This is a genomic window from Bradyrhizobium sp. LA2.1 (genome assembly GCF_040547725.1).
GTDB lineage: Bacteria > Pseudomonadota > Alphaproteobacteria > Rhizobiales > Xanthobacteraceae > Bradyrhizobium > Bradyrhizobium barranii.
Genome location: NZ_JBEPQI010000038.1, coordinates 34789 through 54661, shown reverse-complemented (window position 1 = coordinate 54661; position 19873 = coordinate 34789). Strand labels below are relative to the sequence as shown.

18 protein-coding genes are annotated in these 19873 nt (G+C 60.2%); 14 read left to right on the top strand and 4 right to left on the bottom strand.

Annotated features, from left to right (window positions below; genetic code table 11):
* Nucleotides 1–55 precede the first annotated feature (55 nt).
* From ABIB95_RS43215 to ABIB95_RS43200, 4 genes are read right to left on the bottom strand one after another with little or no spacing between them, the layout of a single operon-like run.
* The gene (locus ABIB95_RS43215) at nt 56–730 is read right to left on the bottom strand and encodes a response regulator (RefSeq protein WP_354116303.1); all 675 of its coding nucleotides are present in this window, start codon (nt 728–730) and stop codon (nt 56–58) included.
* The gene (locus ABIB95_RS43210; RefSeq protein ID WP_354116302.1) at nt 702–2795 is read right to left on the bottom strand and encodes a sensor histidine kinase; all 2094 of its coding nucleotides are present in this window, start codon (nt 2793–2795) and stop codon (nt 702–704) included. Before ABIB95_RS43210 ends, ABIB95_RS43215 begins: the two co-directional genes overlap by 29 nt.
* Nucleotides 2796–2798: 3 nt before the next feature.
* The gene (locus tag ABIB95_RS43205; RefSeq protein ID WP_354248718.1) at nt 2799–3752 is read right to left on the bottom strand and encodes a metallophosphoesterase family protein; all 954 of its coding nucleotides are present in this window, start codon (nt 3750–3752) and stop codon (nt 2799–2801) included.
* Complete coding sequence (locus tag ABIB95_RS43200) at nt 3749–4120, bottom strand: hypothetical protein (protein ID WP_354116300.1); 372 nt, start codon at nt 4118–4120, stop codon at nt 3749–3751. Before ABIB95_RS43200 ends, ABIB95_RS43205 begins: the two co-directional genes overlap by 4 nt.
* 483 nt (nt 4121–4603) lie before the next feature.
* Here ABIB95_RS43200 and ABIB95_RS43195 point away from each other — a divergent pair, with 483 nt between their 5' ends.
* The 14 genes from ABIB95_RS43195 (at nt 4604) to ABIB95_RS43130 (ending at nt 19775) form a co-directional block, all read left to right on the top strand.
* Complete coding sequence (locus ABIB95_RS43195) at nt 4604–6532, top strand: ATP-binding protein (RefSeq protein ID WP_354116299.1); 1929 nt, start codon at nt 4604–4606, stop codon at nt 6530–6532.
* Nucleotides 6529–7137, top strand: coding sequence for a response regulator transcription factor (locus ABIB95_RS43190; RefSeq protein ID WP_354116298.1), 609 nt, complete (start codon nt 6529–6531; stop codon nt 7135–7137). Before ABIB95_RS43195 ends, ABIB95_RS43190 begins: the two co-directional genes overlap by 4 nt.
* Nucleotides 7138–7302: 165 nt before the next feature.
* Complete coding sequence (locus tag ABIB95_RS43185; RefSeq protein ID WP_354116297.1) at nt 7303–7674, top strand: response regulator; 372 nt, start codon at nt 7303–7305, stop codon at nt 7672–7674.
* Nucleotides 7675–7960: 286 nt separating this feature from the next.
* Complete coding sequence (locus ABIB95_RS43180; RefSeq protein ID WP_502916693.1) at nt 7961–8887, top strand: formylglycine-generating enzyme family protein; 927 nt, start codon at nt 7961–7963, stop codon at nt 8885–8887.
* Nucleotides 8884–9405, top strand: a complete 522-nt coding sequence (locus ABIB95_RS43175) for a hypothetical protein (protein WP_354122169.1) — start codon at nt 8884–8886, stop codon at nt 9403–9405. The genes ABIB95_RS43180 and ABIB95_RS43175 overlap by 4 nt, the downstream gene beginning before the upstream one ends.
* A gap of 10 nt (nt 9406–9415) precedes the next feature.
* Nucleotides 9416–9859 carry a YidH family protein gene (locus ABIB95_RS43170; protein WP_354116294.1) on the top strand — a complete coding sequence of 148 codons (444 nt, stop codon included), beginning with the start codon at nt 9416–9418 and terminating at the stop codon, nt 9857–9859.
* 167 nt (nt 9860–10026) lie between these two features.
* Nucleotides 10027–11811, top strand: coding sequence for a pyrroloquinoline quinone-dependent dehydrogenase (locus ABIB95_RS43165; protein WP_354116293.1), 1785 nt, complete (start codon nt 10027–10029; stop codon nt 11809–11811).
* Nucleotides 11812–11862: 51 nt separating this feature from the next.
* Nucleotides 11863–13254, top strand: a complete 1392-nt coding sequence (locus ABIB95_RS43160) for a cytochrome ubiquinol oxidase subunit I (protein ID WP_354122170.1) — start codon at nt 11863–11865, stop codon at nt 13252–13254.
* The gene (gene cydB, locus ABIB95_RS43155) at nt 13251–14291 is read left to right on the top strand and encodes a cytochrome d ubiquinol oxidase subunit II (RefSeq protein ID WP_354116291.1); all 1041 of its coding nucleotides are present in this window, start codon (nt 13251–13253) and stop codon (nt 14289–14291) included. Before ABIB95_RS43160 ends, cydB begins: the two co-directional genes overlap by 4 nt.
* Nucleotides 14292–14352: 61 nt before the next feature.
* Nucleotides 14353–15897, top strand: a complete 1545-nt coding sequence (locus ABIB95_RS43150) for an arylsulfatase (RefSeq protein ID WP_354116290.1) — start codon at nt 14353–14355, stop codon at nt 15895–15897.
* Nucleotides 15898–15992: 95 nt separating this feature from the next.
* The gene (locus tag ABIB95_RS43145) at nt 15993–17252 is read left to right on the top strand and encodes a class I SAM-dependent methyltransferase (protein WP_354116289.1); all 1260 of its coding nucleotides are present in this window, start codon (nt 15993–15995) and stop codon (nt 17250–17252) included.
* A 103-nt stretch (nt 17253–17355) separates the two neighbouring features.
* The gene (gene clcA / locus ABIB95_RS43140) at nt 17356–18693 is read left to right on the top strand and encodes a H(+)/Cl(-) exchange transporter ClcA (RefSeq protein WP_354122171.1); all 1338 of its coding nucleotides are present in this window, start codon (nt 17356–17358) and stop codon (nt 18691–18693) included.
* A 296-nt stretch (nt 18694–18989) separates the two neighbouring features.
* On the top strand, nt 18990–19379 hold the full coding sequence (locus tag ABIB95_RS43135; RefSeq protein ID WP_354116287.1) for a fluoride efflux transporter FluC: 390 nt from the start codon (nt 18990–18992) through the stop codon (nt 19377–19379).
* A gap of 12 nt (nt 19380–19391) precedes the next feature.
* Nucleotides 19392–19775: a CrcB family protein gene (locus ABIB95_RS43130; RefSeq protein WP_354116286.1), complete on the top strand. Its 384-nt coding sequence runs from the start codon at nt 19392–19394 to the stop codon at nt 19773–19775.
* Nucleotides 19776–19873: the final 98 nt, after the last annotated feature.

Below are 19873 nucleotides of genomic sequence, written 5' to 3'. Positions count from 1 at the left end.
ACGTCTGAGTGCCGTGCGGCCAGGGCCGCTTCGCCCACTAAATTCTAATTCCAGGTCAAACTTGATCGGGACTCTTTGCCAGATGGTCCAACCAGCCAAGGGTCACGCCGTAGCGCACTATGTCAGCACGCGTAAACAGTCCGAGCTTTTCCACCGCCCTGGCCTTGTAAGTTTCGACGGTCTTGATGCTGATGTTTAGTTGATTGGCAATTTCCTTGTTGCTGAAGCCTTGTGCGATGAGTCTGAGAACCTCACTCTCGCGCGGTGTCAGCTCGCTGGCTGTGGAAGCGCCAGAAGACGAATGTGCGCCATGCGTGGACGGAAGTGCTTTCTCCGCTATTGCGGGATCCAGATACAATCCACCTCCAGCAATCGCGCGAACTGCGCGCTCGAGCTCGTCGGCCGCAGAGCGCTTCAGCAGATAGCCGCGAGCTCCCGCCTGCAGCATGGGCTGAACGTAGGCGTGGTCCTCGTGCACGGTCAGCGCCAGCAGACGAACCTGAGGCAGCTGCGTCGCTAGGGTGCGAGCGACTTCAAGGCCACTGATACCGGGAAGTGAAATGTCCAGGATGGCAATGTCTGGCGTGGCCTGGCGAATGATATCAAGGGCGGTCTGTCCATCCGTTGCTTCCCCGACGATCTCGATGTCCTGTACGTCCTGGAGCAAAGACTTCATTCCGGCCAGAACAAGCGGATGATCGTCAGTCAACGTGATCCGGATCGGGCACATAGCCCATCTCCTCTATTGGCACCGGTATTCTCATGAAGAGAGAGGTGCCGTGGCCGGGTTCAGATTCAATCGCCAAAGATCCGCCCAGCAGCGTGAGGCGCTCCTCGATTACCGACAGGCCCAATTTTGCGTGGCGGCTCTCACCCTGCGAGAATTCCTGAAAGTCGAAACCGTTCCCGTCGTCTTCGACGACTATCCTCAGCTCTGCTGTACGTCGGTCGATTACCACGCTGACGTTTCGCGCTTGCGCGTGTTTGACGACGTTATTCACGGCCTCCTGAACGGCGCGGTAGGCCGCGATTTCGACATCCTGGCCGAGACGATCTCTTCTGCCCAGAGGTTGAAAATCAACGCTGATCCCGAACCGCCGCTGGATCTCCGCGCAGAACGCCTCCAGCGCCTTGTAAAGGCCCAGGTCATCAAGGGCAGTCGGGCGCAGATCAGAGGCGATTTGATGGATATCGCGCCCAATCCCTCTTGCGAGTCCTTGCAGCCAATTGAGCCTCTCCAATCCGAGCTTGCGTTTGGGGCTCGTGCCGAGAAGCGGCTCCAGGTTCTTTAGACCGAGAAGGAGACCTGTAACCGTCTGGCCGATTTGATCGTGAAGCTCCCTTGCGATTCGACGGCGTTCGTTTTCTTCTGCCTCCGAAAGACGTCGAAGCAGTTGCTGTCGTTCCAGCTCGGCTCGCTTGGTCTCATCGATATCCTGAATGACCCCATATACCACGTCCAAGTTTTTGTCATCGAGTCGAGATAGCCTTCCGCTGGCCCGCAGCCACCGGCTGTGAGGGGGAGCGGACCGGAAATCGGCTATCGCGACGATTCCCGAACGGCAACTCAGCAAGGAAGCCTCAAATTTCTGCTGGTCGGCGGGATCAATACTGCTCAGCATCTGATCTATCGGAAGGCTCGTATCTCCTTCGGAGCGCGAACCTTCTATCTGGAGCATCTCCCGTGCGCGGGGCGATACAATCGCTTCTCTGGCGGCAAAGTCACAGCTGAATACGCCGAGATCTGCGGCATCGATCGTCAGCCTGCGTCGCTCTTCACTTGCGTTGAGTGCCAATGCCGCCTGCGCCTCTTGCTCGCGCCGACGCAGCGAAATGTCGCGTATCGTGTACCAGGCCAAAGTCAAAGCCAGGACGAAGCTCAGGACTCCACCCCCGGCAAGAAAAATGGCTGAGCGCTGGACGGGCCCGTTGAGTTCCTGCGTCGGTATTCCGAAATGGACCGACCATCCGCTGGTTCCGGGAATGAGTTTATAGATCGAGTCGACTTGGTCGCCGACAGGCGTGGTTTTGACGTAGCTTCCTTCTGGCGCAGAGGCAATCGCTTCGCGGACTGTGGCGCTGGCAGATTGTCCGAGCTCGGATTGCTCACCGAAGGTGCGGGCGACGATGTTACCCTTGGCATCGACCACAAACCCCACCCAGCCTGCCGGGGCACCTGCGCTCTTCAAAATCTGGCTTATTGCATCGGGCACCAGGGCCACCGTGAGCACAAACTTCAATTGCCCATCGCGCTCAACGGGCGCCCTGACGGCTACCACGCGTTTGCCGGTGACAGGACCGCGTGGCCCTATTCCGCCGATCGCCGGCTTTCTCGTCCTCAGGATTTGTTCGAAATTCTCGCGGTCGACGGTGGCGCGCATCCCATCTCCGAGCGGGCGGCTAACGTCCAGCACCTGATTTCCATCGGGATCGACAAGCTGTATCGTTTGCCAAAGGGGACGTGCTTCGTTGACGCGCGTCGCTTCTCGATAGAATGCGTCAAGGTCCGGCTTATCGAGCGTGGCCGAAGCCGCGACAGTCTCGGCGATCTCGAGCTGGAGGCTGATCTCCGAGGCAAGTCGGTTGACGACGCTATCAAGTGTCTCCACCGCGGCCGCCTGAGAATCCCTGCGCTGTTGCTGCGCATTCAGGAAAACGACCCACCCCGCGAAAAGCGCAAGAGGCATCGCTGCCGCTATGAAGACGAGGATAAGGGGGCGGCGCGCTGCGCGCCGGGAGATCAAGGTGGGCGCCTCCATGCGGGTAGGTATCAAATGAGACAGCAAAACGCCCACGTCTCAGCACTTCCTCGATGTTCTGGTTTTTGTCGGGCTTTTCCCGACAGTACTAATGGTCACCCTGACTCCCAGGATCGCTCGATCCATCCCATCGTACAGGCAATCAGTGTTGCGGTCTAGAATTGGGCTTGACATGGAACATTCATCATCGCTGTCGCTGTTGACGGAAAACGAATTCAACCCAGCGCCCCCACCGCCCAGCATCAGATACTTCACCCCATCTACTTCGTAGATTTCCGTGGTGTGGACGTGCCCGTTCAACACGACCACCTCCATGTCCTTGGCATACGACGCAATCACCTTGTGCGGGTTGTCGGGAGCCGGGATAGGACCTAGGCCGGAGCGCGCAAAAACCGGATAATGGAAGACGATAAAGGCCTTCCGAATGCCATTCGCCTTCGCCTCGTCCATCCACTTCTGCAGTTGCGTCATCTGCTCGGCGTACTTCGGCCGATCAGCGTCCCATTGTGAGGGCGACCGGTAGTCGTACTTGCCGCTCCACAGATATATGAAACGGGTGCCCTTGAAGTCGAATTTGTAGATGAGGTTTTCCGGCGTGACGCCGAATTTCTTTAGATACGGCACCGCCGAAAGAACGCCTTCGATCTTCGGATCGGCCCATACCTCATGATTACCCACGCTCATGAAAAACCGCCCATCCAGACCGGCTGCACGCATCTCGTCATCTGGCGCGGGCAGCTTCTTCAACATGGTGTCGTTCACGCGTTTCCAGTATGGGCTGTCGCTGACGGTTAAGCCCTGATTGCCCCACCATACGGCGTCGCCGCTATTGACAACGAATTTGGCGCGACTGGATTGGACGTCTTTCACGATTTCACGCGTCACCCATTCGCCGCCCTGGAGCCGAAACATCGTCCGATGCACGCCGGGAAGCAGCTTTACGTCCTCAACGGATGCCTCTGTCACCCACCCTTTATCGACCGTCAGCGTCATGACTTCCGTCTTGACGCGAATGGCATGATTACCTTAATCAGGTCTTTTGTGACCGGATCGAAGATCATCTTTACATCCTTCGCCACAACGGCTTCAGCGACCTTCTCCGGCATGACCAACCCGAACATTTCGACGAAGAACTTGTTGAGGTCCGGCTGCCCCTCCTTCAACGGGAGGTACATCATCGGACGGGTATCGCCGACCGCCGCGAACGAAAAACCGGCCCCGGTGGGAAGCGGCCCCGGGGGCGTTGTCTGCGCCTGCGCAATGGCGACGAACGGTATGGGGAGGGTTGGCAGTGCCGCGAGCGCGCCGAGAACAAGGCGACGGCTCGGGTTGCTGGGGTTGTATGATGACTGCATCATCATTGATCCTCTGGAGGAGAATGGGGCGGCGCGCCATCATTTGGTTGCCTGAGTGACGCCTCGTCGCTTTGCGAAATTGACCCAGATCACTGGCAGTGAGCTATGCAGCTTTGGCAACGAAACAATACACCCGTCGAAGACGCGTTAATCCAAATCAAGACAACATCAATGCAGCTTCAACACCGATGGGGGCGTGGCTGCCCCGCGTAAAACTCGCCCCTGCGCAGTCGTTGATATAGATCAATACCCACGACCCGAACTACTGAGATACGGCAGCTGCCGAAGCAGTCCCGGCCTCCTTTCCGTGGCACGGCCGAGAAGCTACCAGGAGTGGACGGCGGCAATAGAGGCAGCCCTGGTCAATCCCACTTATCAGAACTTCAGCCGCTTCTGCATAGTCGCGGCCTGATAGCGGGGGTACCGTAATAGGACTGCTTTGGATTGGGTTCGAACTGCTGACCTTTTTAGTACCGTGTGAGGCCGCCTTTGATCGCTTTCCTGAGCGATGCGAATCCGGTGAACCTTGCGGACAGGGCATCGATGAAGCTCGCGGGCGGCTTGGCACGCTTGCTCGTTGCTGCCGCGCTTTGCATCATGGCGGCGCCGCTGCGCGCGGTCGAACCGGAAACTCGGATTCTAGTCCTCATTGCTACCCACCCGTATGTCCCAGGATTGCTAGCCCTCGACAATGCCATGCGCGAGGAATTGGCCAAAGATACAACGCAGCGATTCCAGTTCTTCTCCGAGTCGCTCGATGCTCAGCGGTTTGCGTTCGGCGATTTTGATCAGGAGTTTCGGGCTCTGCTGGCCAAAAAATACACGGGACTGAAAATCGACTTTATCGTTGCGGTGACGAAGCCCGCTCTCGACTTTGCTAACAGGTACGGCAATGACCTATGGCCTGGCGCCCAGATCCTGTTTCATAGCGTTCCCACCTACTTGCTTGATGGTCTCGCGCTCTCGGCACGAACGAAGGGCGTGAGAGAGGGGCGGGATATCGGCAGGACCGTCGATCTGGCTCGCCGACTGCAGCCTGGTGCGCAACGCATCCTCGTGGTCGCAGGTGTATCCGACTACGACAAAGACTTTGCTGACGAGGTCCGCAGGGTGTTCGCCGCGCGGAATGAGACTGCAGAGACACGCTATTTGATCGGCCTGCCGCAGCCCGAACTCGTGGAGATAGTAGCACGAGAGCCGGCGAGTACCATCGTGCTGTATCTCACCCAATTCCGTGATCGCGAGGGCCGGCCGTATACGCCACGTGAGGTGCTTCGCACGATTAGCGCCGAATCGACCGCGCCGACCTATGGCGTCTTCGAAACCTACTTGGGCTACGGCATCGCGGCCGGAATCGTGCAATCCTACGACGATCTTGGCCGCACGGTCGCCAAACTGCTGATTCAAATGAGGGCGGGTGCCTCGGTCCCGGCCCTTTCCGATGTCCCCGCTGAATGCGTGGCGGATGTATACGCGTTAAACAAATGGTCGTTGGACGAGCACAGCTTGCCCCCCGGATGCGAAATCCGCGTCGCCGAGCGGCATTTGTGGCGCGAATATCCCTTGCAGATCCTCAGTGCTCTGGCTGTTGTGCTGCTTCAGGCTGCTCTGATCGCTTGGTTGCTATTGGAACGCCAACGACGAAAGCGAGCCGCGGAGCAAATGGGACGGGCCCAGGTAGAAACAGGACAGTATCGCGAAAGTCTCGCGCATTTGGTGCGTGTCCATGCGGTCGGCGAAATGTCGGCGGCGATCATACACGAGATCAATCAGCCGCTTGTCGCTATCAAGAACTATGCGCTCGCGGCGCGCAGACGGCTCGCTGGCACCGTGGACGCAGCCAAGGTTGAAGATTTGCTGGACAAAATCGGAGAGCAAGCCTCGCGCGCAGGCGATGTGCTGCGGTCGCTTCGAACCATGGTGAAGAAGCATGAATCGGAGACGACTAGAATCGAAGTCGGGCAACTGGTCGCCGATACCTTGAAGCTGGTGGAGATGGAAAGCCGCAGCGCGAGTATCAGGTTCGAGTCCGTGATCTCGATGGATCTTCCACCGCTCTTCGTCGATGGGGTTCAGATCCAACAGGTGGTCCTGAATCTAATCCGCAATGCCATTGAGGCGGTAGAGGAAGCTGGAATTGCCACCAGCCTCATCAAAATTAGAGTTTCGGGCACCGCAGAAAACGAAATCGCCGTGAGCGTCACCGATTACGGACCGGGAATTGGCCCCGACGATGCCAAGCATATTTTTGAACCGTTCTATTCAACGAAGGGAGGGGGATTGGGCGTCGGGCTTTCGATCTCCCGCGCTATCATCGAAGCGCATGGCGGCCACATATCGCTGGCCCCGAACGTGGATAGTGGATGCGTTTTTCAATTCACACTGCCTATCTCTCGTGAAGGGAAACTGACGGCATGAGTGAGCCCACCGTGTTTATTGTTGACGACGATGCTGCAGTACTGGATTCGATTGCGGAGCTGGTGATGTCGGTCGGACTGCAAGCGGCCACGTTTCGTTCCGCGCGGGAGTTTCTTGACGGGTTCGATCCCGAGCTGCCGGGGTGTCTCGTGCTTGACGTCCGCATGGCACATATCAGCGGGCCCGCGCTCCAGGACGAGTTAAACGCGATTGGTGCACGCATTCCGATCGTGTTCATCAGCGGCCATGGAGACATCGCGGTCGCCATCAAGACCATCAAAGCGGGCGCCGTTGATTTCGTTCAAAAACCATATCGTGAACAGCAACTGCTTGACAGCATCAACGATGCCCTGCGTCGTGATGCGGAGTCTCGACTAGTCACCAATACTGGCGAGGGCTTCGCCGAACGCCTGGCAACACTTACCGAACGTGAGCACCATGTGCTCGAGCAGGTAGCTAAGGGTCTGTCCAGCAAGTCGATCGCCAGGTTGCTCGACATCAGCTACCGGACCGTAGAACTGCACCGCGGTCACATCATGGAAAAGCTGCGGGTCCGTTCGGCCGCGGAACTGATCCGGCTCGTGATCGAGCGACGCAATAGCTGAGCGGTCGGCGGACGATGCCCGGCTACTATAAGGGTCGCAAGTATTTATTCATATTGTTCGGCGGCTGGACAGAGCCCACCCTCAATAAGTGTCCTTTGACGTTCGGCCAGGCCTGACGCGGCGGTCAGCACGTCACTCGACCGCCGTTAGCAGGGCCAGAGGCTCATGGCCGAAACCATCTATGTCGTCGACCCGCTTCCCGATGAGTGCCGCCGCATCGTTAACGCACTCGCGGGCGAGCCTGTCGTCGTAAAGAGTTACGACGACGCCGCACAATTCCTCGACGAAGTTGCCGCAACCGCCTCGGGATGCGTTCTCGCGCCCCTCGACCTTCCGGGCGTTGGACTGCGAGGGCTGATCGACGAGATCAATCGCCGGCAACTTCCACTCGCGGTCGTGGTGATCGGACGTGATTCGGAGTTCGCGATTGCTGTCGAATTGGTGCGGTCCGGCGCTTTCGACTTTCTCGAACACCCGTTTTCGGATGGGCGGCTGCGATCGGTCATACGTCAGGCGATCGGCGTCGCGCATGACTGAACTCGCTGCGATGCGATTCAAATGCGGCGCGCATCTTCGATGCGCCTGCACGTGAAGTTGGTAGCTCTCGTGCACATGGGCAACAGGTATTTCCACCTACTCCGGCACGTATTCCCTGCGATGGTCCAATTCCATTCTCTACTTTAGTGTAGTGTTGCATTGCCACGCTGCCTTGGCGTGTAGCATTTGTCTCTTCATTTCGCGACCGCCCAACGAGGGTTGGCTCATGAGTATTTCGACCGATACTCTCGTAAAGGCCGAAAACCGGCAGTGTTCATCCGCGCCGATGGTATTCATTCCGGGCGGCACGTTTCGGATGGGATCAGACAAGCATTATCCAGAAGAAGCGCCCGTGCATCGCGTTACGGTCGATGGTTTTTGGATGGATCCAACCCCTGTAACGAACCGCCAATTTCGGCAGTTCGTCGAGGCGACTGGGCACATTACCTTTGCTGAGATTGCCCCCGACCCGAAGGATTATCCGGGGGCTCTGCCGCACATGCTGAGGGCGGGCTCTCTGGTCTTCAGTCCACCGGATCATCCGGTCGACCTCCGCAATTTCGCGAATTGGTGGAGCTTCACGTTCGGTGCCAATTGGCGTCGCCCGTACGGCAAGGGCAGTTCGATCCGCGGCCTCGACGATCATCCGGTCGTACATATCGCGTACTCCGATGCGCTGGCGTATGCGACGTGGGCCGGCAAGGAATTGCCGACCGAGGCGGAATGGGAATTTGCCGCGCGCGGCGGGCTCGACGGCGCCCAATATGCTTGGGGTGGCGAGCTCACGCCCGGCGGCAGGCACATGGCCAATACCTGGCAGGGCGAGTTTCCGCGCCAAAACCTGAATCAGGACGGATTCGAGCGCACGTCGCCGGTCACCGCTTTTCCGGCCAATGGCTACGGCGTGCACGATATGATCGGCAATGTCTGGGAATGGACCACTGACTGGTACTCGCCGAGGCACGAAGCGGATGCATTGAAAGCTTGCTGCATTCCCGAAAATCCGCGGGGTGCTCGTGAAGATGCGAGCTACGACCCGCGCCTGTCCAACATCAGGATCCCCCGCAAGGTCATCAAGGGCGGCTCGCACCTTTGCGCGCCGAACTATTGTCGCCGTTATCGCCCGGCCGCCCGTCATGCAGAACCGATCGATACCTCCACCAGTCATGTGGGGTTCCGCTGCATCATCAGACAGGCGGGAGCAGCGCGATGAGCGATGCCACTCCGCAGGAACTGGGCGTCCTGGCCAAGCTGGTCATCGTGCTCGCTATCGTGCTGATCGTCGCCGGCGTGCTGTGGCACGGCGTTACGGTCGATGCCTTCCGACGATTCTGGCATGACCTGGTCGAACGGCCGGACGAGCCGATGAGGTTCCGCTTCATCCTGCAGCCGCTGATGGCTGCGTTCGCCGCTATCCACGATGGACGTGAGGACGCGCGGGCCGGACGCTCTCCGTATTTCATGACGGTGCTGCGCAATCCGCAGGAGCGCGTTGGACGGCTGCGCGAGGGATTAAACGCGACCGCCAGAATCATCCTTCTGGGGCTGGTGATGGACGTGATCTATCAGCTCATCGTGCTCAAGACATTCTATCCGAATGAGGCGCTCGTCATCGCGTTGCTGCTCGCATTTGTCCCGTACCTGATCATCCGGGGGCTCGTCTTGCGCGTCGCGCGGTCGCGCATCCGTAGATCGCGCGGTGAGGGCTCCGAGATGAATCGTCAGCAATAGGGAGCCCGCTATGGCAGACCCACACTCCATCCCAAGCGCGGGCAGGTTCGAGGTGAGAGTAACCTCAGACAGCCACTTTGGCTGGATCCGCACCCGCCTGAGCATCGAGCGCACGATGATGTCGTGGATACGGACGGCAGTCGCGCTGATCGGCTTCGGCTTCGCAATCGTCCAGTTCTTCGTACGCTTCGAACAGATGCCCGGAGCCCGACCTGCTGCTTATCCAAACGCACCGCGGGACCTCGGGCTGGCGCTGATCTCATGCGGCGTCCTTTCGCTACTCATTTCGGTTTGGCAGTACTTGTGGGGCATTCGTTACCTTTGGAGCGAAACGTTCGCCCCAATTGCCGGACTGACAAGGGAGGGAATGCATACGCCGGTTATCGCCATCGCCATCCTCCTCATTTGCATCGGCGTGTTTGCCTTCTTTGCCGTGCTGCTGCGCCTCGTGTAGCTGACCGCGCGAAACCGCGACCGAAAGGGGTTCCGAAATGACCGACACAAGCCCGACCATCGTAAACAGGTTCATCAGCATGAGCATGGAAGCGAAGCCCTTACCTTCGAAGGGCGGTTGCCCTCGACAGTGGAAAACCTGCTTGTAAGCGAACAGGAGAGGCGCAAATGAATCGCAGACTCGAACTCTTCAGCATCGTACTCTTTGCGCTAAGCGCGGGCGTTGTGGGCGGAGGAGTCACCTCCGCGCTTGCGGACGAGGTCGGAATCGAGGTGGACCTCGGCGACTTGCGCGGCGAAATCCTGTCGCTCTTTGCGCGTCGGGGTGCCGTAGCGACGGAAACGAACCCGAATTACAAGGGCGCTGCGGCGCCTGCGCCTGCGGCTCCTCCCTCGCCGGCCGCCGCGGACTGGCCGAGCTACAACAAGACGCTCACTTCCGAGCGCTTCTCCGACCTCAGCCAGATCAACACGAAGAATGTCGGCAAGCTCAAGGTGCTGTGTACCTACGACACCGGGCGATTAACGGCCTTCGAGACCGGTCTTCTGATGGTCGAGGGCGCGCTCATCGGCACAACCGAATTCGATATTTTCTCGATAAACCCGGCGACCTGCGCCGAGAACTGGCGCACGCACGAGGAATATCCGTCCTACATTCTGCCGACCAATCGGGGCGCGGCGTACCTCGACGGCATGTTGTTCCGCGGCACCCAAGACGGGCGCGTGCTGGCCTACGATTTCAAGACCGGCAAGCGGCTGTGGGAGGCGACGATCGGGGACGCGAAAAAGCTTGAAGACGTGCCAGCGGCACCGATCGCCTGGCAGGGCCTCGTCTTCGTCGGCAACGCCGGCGGCGACGTCAAGGGCGCCAAAGGGCACATGTACGCGCTCGACGCCAAGACCGGCAAGATTGTGTGGCAATTCTTCCTCGTGCCCAAGACCGAGGGCGATACTGTTCGCGGGCCTGAGGGCGCCACGCCGCTCGACACTTCGACTTGGAAAATGGTGCCCGGCGCGCCGATCAGCGGCGGGGGAACCTGGACTTCTACGACCTTGGACCCGGCTTCTGGGCTCTTGTATGTGCCCGTTGGCAATCCCGCGCCCGACTACGACAACAGCGTTCGCCAGGGCGACAATCTCTTCACCGGTTCCGTCGTTGTCCTCGACGCCAAGACCGGCGCTTACAAGAACCATTTCCAGCTTGTGCCCAGGGATTGGCACGACTGGGACGTCTCCAACCCGCCGGCTCTGATCAAGACAAGGGGGGGCAAGAGGCTCATGGCGGTGGCGCCGAAGGACGGACACCTTTACGGCTTTGATCTTGCCGACAACAAGCTCTTGTACCGGACGCCGGCGACGAAAATCGAGAATGCGCAAGAGCCCTTCGCTGTCGACAAGGACGTCCATTTTTGTCCCGGCGTGGCGGGCGGGGGGGAATGGAACAGCCCGGCCTACGACCCTATGACCAATTTCATCTTCACCGGCCAGAACGACTGGTGCACGACGGTGAGGCTGCAGACGAGGGAAGAAGTTCTGGCGAGTTCGGTCGGACAAATATGGACGGGAGAGAAGTCTCTCAATCCGGCCGACATCTTTGGAAAGTTCACGCGTGCCGACGGTGTCTGGGCGGGATGGCTCCATGGCGTCGACGCTGATACCGGGGTGTGGAAGTGGAGGCTGAAGTCCAATTACCCGATCATCGGCGCCGTGACGCCGACCGCCGGAGGCCTCGTGTTGTTCGGCGACATGGGCGGCAATTTCTATGCGGTTGACGCGGCGACCGGCCAGAAGCTGTGGGGCAAGAAGATCGGCGGCGCGATCGGTGGCGGAGTGATCACTTATACAGCCAATGGCGCGCAGAAAGTCGCGGTAGCGACCGGCTATGTATCCCCCGCCTTTCCGACTGAAATCCGGAGAGCGAAGATCGCGATCCTGGGCGTCGAAGGCAACTGAATCAGCCGACGGCGGCGCCGGCCGCCGCGCGAGCCAATGAGGAGCCTGGTCATGGAGCTCGATCCCGTTCTGCTGTCGCGCGTGCAGTTCGCCTTCGTCATCAGCTTCCATATCATCTTTCCAGCCTTCACCATTGGGCTCGCCGCGTGGCTTGCAACTCTCGAAGGCGTGCGGCTGTGGAATGGCAACGAGCTCTATCGGCGGATCTTCGACTTCTGGCTCAAGATATTTGCTCTGTCGTTCGGCATGGGCGTGGTTAGCGGCATCGTGATGGCTTTCCAGTTCGGCACAAACTGGAGCGTACTGGCCGAGCGCACCGGATCGATCCAGGGGCCGTTGCTGGGCTATGAGGCCTTCACTGCCTTCATGTTGGAAGCAACATTCTTCGGCGTCGTGCTCCTTGGTCGCGACCGCGTGCCGCCCTGGTTCTACTTTCTCTCCTGTTGCATGGTCTCGCTCGGCACCATGTTCTCGTCGTTCTGGATCCTCGCCAACAACAGTTGGATGCAGGTGCCGCTTGGCCACACGATTGTCGACGGCAGGATCATTCCTGCGGACTGGTGGGCGATCACGACCGGATCGATCATGCGGGTGCGCTGGCCGCACATGCTGCTGGCCGCCTTCCTGACGACCGGAATGTGCGTGGCGGCCACCGGCGCCTGGTACCTGCTGCGTGGCAGGGACGTGCCGGAGTCGCGCGCGATGCTGAACTGGGGCCTTGGACTGGTCGCGGTGCTGATCCCGATCCAGCTCTTCTTCGGCCACTTGACGGGCCTCTACGTGCTCAAGCATCAGCCTGCGAAGTTCGCGGCGATCGAGGCGCGCTGGAAGACCCAGCAGCCGGCAAGCGAGGTGCTGATCGCTTTGCCAGATCGATTCGAGGAGCGGAATCTCTTTGCGATTGAAATCCCCAGGCTCGGCAGCTTCATCGCCTCCGGCAATTGGACCGCGCGCGAGATTGGGTTGGAGACCTTCCCGCCCGAAGACCGCCCACCGGTGATCATTCCCTTTTTCGCGTTCCGCATCATGGTGGGAATGGGCCTGATCATGCTCGCGGTATCCTGGTTTGGAAACCTTCTGCGCTGGCGCGGCCGGCTGGAGAGGACACGCTGGTTTCTGTGGGTGGCGTTCCTGTCCTTCCCGAGCGGCTTCATCGCCATCCTCACCGGTTGGTTCACCGCCGAAGTCGGCCGCCAGCCCTGGGTCGTCTACGGCCTCCTGCGCACGAAGGATGCTGTAACGCCGTCTTTGACGACGGGTGACGTGCTGTTTTCGCTGGCATGCTACGTCATCGCCTACGCCATAATATTCGGCTTTGGTCTGTTTTTCATTCACCGACTTTTGCGGGATGGCCCTGGGCGCGATGCGTCGGACCGGGCGAAAATGACTCCGGCTCGGCCGCTGGCTGTTGCAATGCAATCCTCCACGGAGGAACCCCGATGAGTGCGACGGCCCCCTCAGCGCTAGCCCTGTTCTGGCTCGCCGTGATCGGCTTGGCGATTCTCGCCTACGTCGTCCTGGACGGCTTTGACCTGGGCGTCGGGATCCTTTTTGGCGTTACCAAAGACGAGGCGCTGCGGGATGAAATGATCGCCTCGATTTCTCCATTTTGGGACGGCAACGAGACCTGGCTGATCGTGGTCGGCGCCACGTTGTTCGCAGCCTTCCCCACCGTCTACGCAGTGTTCCTGGGGGCCTTTTACATCCCGGTGCTGCTGCTCCTCTTGGGACTGATATTCCGCGGCGTCGCGTTCGAATTCCGCGCTCGGGGCGCTGCACAAGGATTCTGGGATCGCAGCTTCGCTGCCGGCTCGCTCGTTGCGGCCTTTGTCCAAGGCGCGGCGGTCGGAGCCATGATCCGCGGAATACCGGTCGTGAACGGCCAGTTTTCCGGAGGCTCGTTCGACTGGGTCGCGGCGCTTCCGATTCTGTGCGGCATCGGCCTCGTGCTTGCTTATGCCCTGCTCGGCGCGGGCTGGTTGGTCCTTAAGTCCGAAGATCCGCTACGCAGCTGGGCGCGCAGTCGCATACCGGTGCTTGCCGGTGCGGTTGTTGCGGTCCTGTGCATTGCGGTCGTGATGGCGTTCATCGATCGGGCCCGCATGACTGGAAGCCTCTTCCTCGACCGTCCGTGGGGCTTCATCTTTCCGCTGATCGGCATCATCGCGATCGTCGGCATTTTTGCGGGTGTGCGTCAGCGTCGCGACTCATGGCCGTTCGCCATGACGGTCGTGCTCTTCGTCGCCACCTTTCTCTCGCTCGCGGTGATGTTCTGGCCGTACATGATCCCCTACAGCGTCACGGTGGCCGCGGCGGCAGCGCCTGCGGCTTCCTTGTCTTTCCTGTTTTGGGGCGCCGGACTGTTCGTGCTGCCGGTGATCGCCGCCTACACCGCAGTCGTCTACTGGATGTTTCGCGGCAAGCAGCGCAAAGGCCACACCCCGATGAGCGCGCCGCCCTCTACCGTAAAGCGATCGTAATGCACAGAGTCATGCCCCTCTACTACACCCGCAACTGCAATACCAACAGGAGGAGATTGAAATGGCCAAGACGGAAAAGCCGAACATCCTCGTCATTTGGGGCGACGATATCGGCATCTCTAATCTAAGCTGCTATTCGCACGGCCTCATGGGCTACAGGACGCCCAACATCGACCGCATCGCCAGGGAAGGTACGATGTTCACCGATTGCTACGGCGAACAGTCGTGCACGGCGGGACGCTCCTCCTTCATCACCGGGCAGAGCGTCTATCGCACCGGCCTTTCCAAGGTCGGCATCCCGGGCGCGCCGATCGGCATGTCGGAGAAGCTCGCGACCATCCCCGCCTGCCTCAAGAACCAGGGTTACGCGACCGCCCAGTTCGGCAAGAACCACCTCGGCGATCTCAACCACATGTTGCCGACCAACCATGGCTTCGACGAGTTCTTCGGCAACCTCTATCACCTCAACGCCGAAGAAGAGCCGGAAATGGAGGACTACCCGAGCGAGAAGGATTTCCCGAACTTCCGCAACAGGTTTGGACCGCGCGGCGTGATCCATTCATGGGCGACCGACAAGGACGACCCGACCGATGAGCCGCGTTGGGGCAAGGTCGGAAAACAGAGGGTCACCGACACCGGCCCGCTCACCAAGAAGCGCATGGAAACCTGCGACGACGAATTTGTTGCGGCGGCCAAGGATTTCATGAAACGCCAGAACGACGCCGGCAAGCCGTTCTTCGTCTGGCTGAACATGACCCACATGCATCTCTACACCCATCCCAAGCCCGAGAACAAAGGACAGGCGGGACGCTGGCAGTCCGACTATCACGACACAATGATCGACCATGACAAGAATGTCGGCCAGGTGCTCGATTATCTCGACCAACTCGGCATCGCGGACAACACTTTCGTCATGTATTCGACCGACAACGGTCCCCACATGAACTCGTGGCCGGACGGCGGCATGACGCCGTTCCGCAGCGAGAAGAACACCAACTGGGAGGGCGCCTTCCGCGTCCCGATGGTGGTGCGCTGGCCGGGCAAGATCAAGCCGGGCCAAGTCTCGAACGGGATCGTCCAGCACCACGATTGGTTTCCGACCTTCCTCGCCATGGCCGGCGATCCGGAAGTCGTTGAGAAGCTGAAGAGCGGCTATCAGGCGATCGGCCGCACCTACAAGAACCACATCGACGGCTATAATCTTGTGCCCTACCTCACCGGCGATGCGAAGCAGAGCCCGCGCGAGTTCTTCATGTATTTGAGCGACGACGGCGACGTGCTGGGCTTGCGCTACGACAATTGGAAGATGGCGTTCATGGAGCAGCGCTGCCACGGCACGCTACAGATCTGGGCCGAGCCGTTCACCCGGCTCAGAATACCGAAGATGTTCAATCTTCGCACCGACCCTTACGAGCGGGCGGAACAGACGTCCAACACCTACTGGGAGTGGTACATTCATCACATCTACCTGTTGTACGGCGCGCAGGCGGCCGCCGCCCAATGGGCGGCGACATTCAAGGACTTCCCGCCGGTTCAGAAGCCTAACACCTTCACCCTCGACGACGCGTTGAGGATGATGCACGAAACCGCCTCCGGAATGCACTGAGCCCGCATTCGGCTTCGGGCGGCAGGCTTTTGGCTGCCGCCTGTGGCGCTCGACGTTGAGCGGGCGCTGAGGCCGGAAATCCGAGGAGGTCCGAGATGAGCCGCAGCGAGGAAGTCCGCGACTTCTACGAAAGGATGCCCTATCCGGCCCCACGCACAAGTCTGGACGCACACCGCGACCACTACAAGAACCCGGACCGTCGCCGGGCCGAGTTCCATCTGATGTGGCCGGCCAAGCAACCGCGGGGAGGACAAGAAATCCTGATTGCCGGATGCGGCACTTCGCAGGCCGCGCGGTACGCGCTTCGCGAGCCCGATGCGCGAATCACCGCAATCGACATCAGCGATACGAGCCTGCGTCACACGCGCGATCTTCAGCGCAAGTACAATCTCGAGAATCTCGAACTCCATCAGCTCCCGATCGAGCGCGTCCGGAAGATTGGACGCTCGTTCGACCTGGTGGTCTGCACAGGAGTGCTGCATCACCTGCCCGACCCGGATCACGGCCTTCGCGCCCTTCGCGACGTGCTGCGTCCGAGCGGCGCGATGCGCCTGATGGTCTACGCACGCTACGGCCGGGCCGGAATCTATATGATGCAGGAGTACTGCCGCCTGCTCGGAATCAGCGCGTCGGCAGAGGATCTACGAGATCTCGGCGCCGCAATCGAAGCATTGTCGGCAGACCACCCGATTTCAGGCGTGCTGCGCCGGGCGGCGGATTTCCGGCGGCCGGAAGCGATGGCGGACGCACTTCTTCATCCCCAGGATCGCGCCTACACCGTCCCGGAGCTGTATGCATGGCTCGATCGGTGCGGCATGTTCTTTGGTCGCTGGATCGAGCAGGCGCCCTACCTGGCCCAATGCGGGGTGGTGGCGCTAAGCCCGCACGCCGCGCGCTTGGCTTCATTGCCCTCGCGACTGCAGCACGCCGCCGTCGAGCTCTTCCGAGGAACGATGTTCTCGCATAGCTTCATCGCATACCGAGACGACCGCTCCGATGCGAGCCAGCCGATCAACTTTGCCGGCGATCGCTGGCGCGACTATGTTCCCGTTGCGCGGCCACGGACGGTGTGCGTTCGGGAACGTCTGCCTCCTGGTAGCGTCGCGGTGCTGATAAACCGGTCGCATACATTCACCGATCTCATTCTCACCATTGATGCTTTCGAGGACCAACTGCTCGGCGCCATCGACGGGAACCGAACGCTGGCCGAAATTCTGCAATTTGCAGCGCAGGACGGCGAGGGCGATCGCCGAGCCTTGAGATTCTTCGAGCGCCTTTGGCAATACGACCAGGTCGTCTTTGACGCATCGTGTGCCGCCGCGAACCATCGGGACCGTGAGAAGGAGAGACAATGAATACTTCAGGCTACGGGGCCGCGCCATATCCGGCTGACGTCGTCGACGGAAAGATATTGATGGCCCTCTCCGAGTTCTCGCCTGTCCCCAATTCGGAATGCAAATGACCCCCGGGCAGAACCTTGCGAGTGACCGAGATGGCGACCATGGCAGCCTCGTGGTGCTTGCTGTTTTGGCGCTCATCGTTGGCGCAGTTTCAGGCTTAGTGGGAGCGCTCTTCCTGCTCTTGCTTGAACGGGCGGACAGGTTTCGCGAGGTCTTCATCGTCTGGGCGCATTCGAAAGCCTTCGCCGGCTTTATGGTCGTTAGCATTGCTTGCGCCGCGGCGGCGGCGGTAGCGGCTTGGCTGGTTCGCCGCTACTCACCCAACGCATCAGGGAGCGGCATCCCACACGTCGAGGCGGTCCTGAACGAGGACCTGCCGCAGGCGCCGTTTCGCATCATACCGGTGAAGTTCGTTGCCGGGGTGCTGGCAATCGGTTCGGGGCTGGCGCTCGGCCGTGAAGGCCCGAGCGTCCAGATGGCCGCGACCATCGGGCATCTAGTCGGCAAGGTATTTCGACGCGGCTGGCCCGACTGCAGAGTGTTGCTTGCCGCCGGCGCGGGGGCAGGGCTGGCCACTGCGTTCAACGCGCCGATTGCCGGCGCCATTTTTGTCCTGGAGGAATTGGTACGGCGATTCGAGTTGCGCGTTGCGATTGCGGCGCTTGGCGCGTCGGCGACCGCCATCTCCGTGTCCCGCGTGCTCCTCGGCGACGCACCAGACTTCCATGTTGGAGCGTTGACCTATGCTGGTGCGGCAACGAGGCCCCTCTATTTCGTCCTCGGGGCGGTCGCCGGACTTGTGGCGATTGTCTATAATCGCTTGCTGCTCGGAACTATTGCGACGATCGATCGACTCGACCGATGGCCTTTCGAGCTGCGTGCGGGTCTTATCGGCGCAGCAGTTGGAATGCTGGCTTGGTTCGCGCCCAACCTTGTTGGCGGCGGCGATCCGATTACGCAGCGCACTCTGGTCGGGGCGGAGACGCTTGGCCTGCTTCCGCTCCTTTTCCTGCTCAGGCTTGGGCTCGGCGCCATATCGTATGCGGCCGGGACACCGGGGGGCCTGTTTGCCCCCATGCTAGTACTGGGAGCCCAACTGGGATTGTTCTTCGGTCAGCTCTGCCAGCTTGTATTTCCAGATCTGAACATTCAACCTGAAGGATTCGCCTTGGTCGGGATGGCCGGCTTTTTCACCGGTGTTGTCCGCGCCCCGCTGACTGGCATCGTACTCGTCGTCGAGATGACGGCAAACGTCACAATGCTTTTGCCGATGTTGGGAGCCTGTTTCATGGCCATGCTGGTGCCAACTGTGATGCACGATGCGCCAATCTACGATTCGTTGCGGGAGCGCACTCTCGAGCGCGAAAGAACACGCATCAAGCAGGCGGAAACTTAGAGATGCGTCGAAACCAAATGATGCCGATAGCTCAGCAATTTGGCCGCCGAACGGCCCTCTACTGCCGAACCTGTTCCGCAATACCCTCACGATTCACCGATGGCCGATGACATGCCTCGACTCCTTTTTTCGTCCATGCCGGATTTGCATAGCCCGGGCGGATTGGAGGACTTAATCTTAGAGCGCGGTGCACGACGCGATACTCGTTACGTCGGGCGAGCCAACAAGAGGTTGTTGAGAGTTCTTGCGGTTGCAACAATGATCGGGAAGGCCAGTTCAGAACCGGAGTAGCCGGGATGACGCCGTTGGATGTTATGTGGGTCGGTTTAGGCGGTGGTCTGGGATCACTGTTGCGCTGGATGACCGGGCGTGTGATCGGCGAGCACTATCGTGGCGATTTTCCCGTCGGCACGTTCCTGTTCAACGTGTCGGGTGCCTTCGCCATCGGCTACCTTTCCGTCCTGTTCAAGGTCGACTGGCGCGATCGCTATGGCACGGCTCTCAATGCCGGTGTTCTGACGGGGGGGCTCGGCGGCTACACGACGTTCAGCAGCATGCAACTCGACGCCGTCAAGCTAGCCGGAAGGAGAGGCGGCGCTCCTGCCGCGTCCTATCTTCTGCTTTCAGTCGTAGTCGGTCAGCTCGGCGCCGCGCTCGGCGGCACACTTGCCCGTGCGCAGGGCTGAGGAGGACTTGCCGTGGTCAATGTTGTCATACTGGTGTTCGTCGGCGGGGCCCTGGGTGCCATGTTGCGCGAGTTCAGCATGCTGATGGTGCCGAACCTGGCGGACAATTTCCCATTGGATATCCTCGTTGCCAATCTCTTGGCCGCATTCCTGCTCGGTCTCGTCACAGGGCTGCATCGCAGGCAAATCGTGTCCGAAGGTGCCGAGATGCTGGTCGGCACCGGCATTGCGGGCGGACTGTCAACATTTTCGAGCTTTGTCTATGGCGCAGTCGTGCTGATGTCGACCTCGACGGCAAGCGCCGTCGTCGCGTCAGTCTATGTCGTGATCAGTCTGGTGCTGGGCTACATCGCAGTCACTGTCGGACTGAAGCTCGGCGGACAAGGCTCAGCATGAACCGCTCTCCTGCGGGGGGAAGAGACGCTCGTGGAAGCAGCCGTTTGCATTCGACATGTAGTTCGGACCGGCTTTCGCCGATGTGACGCGAGGGGTGC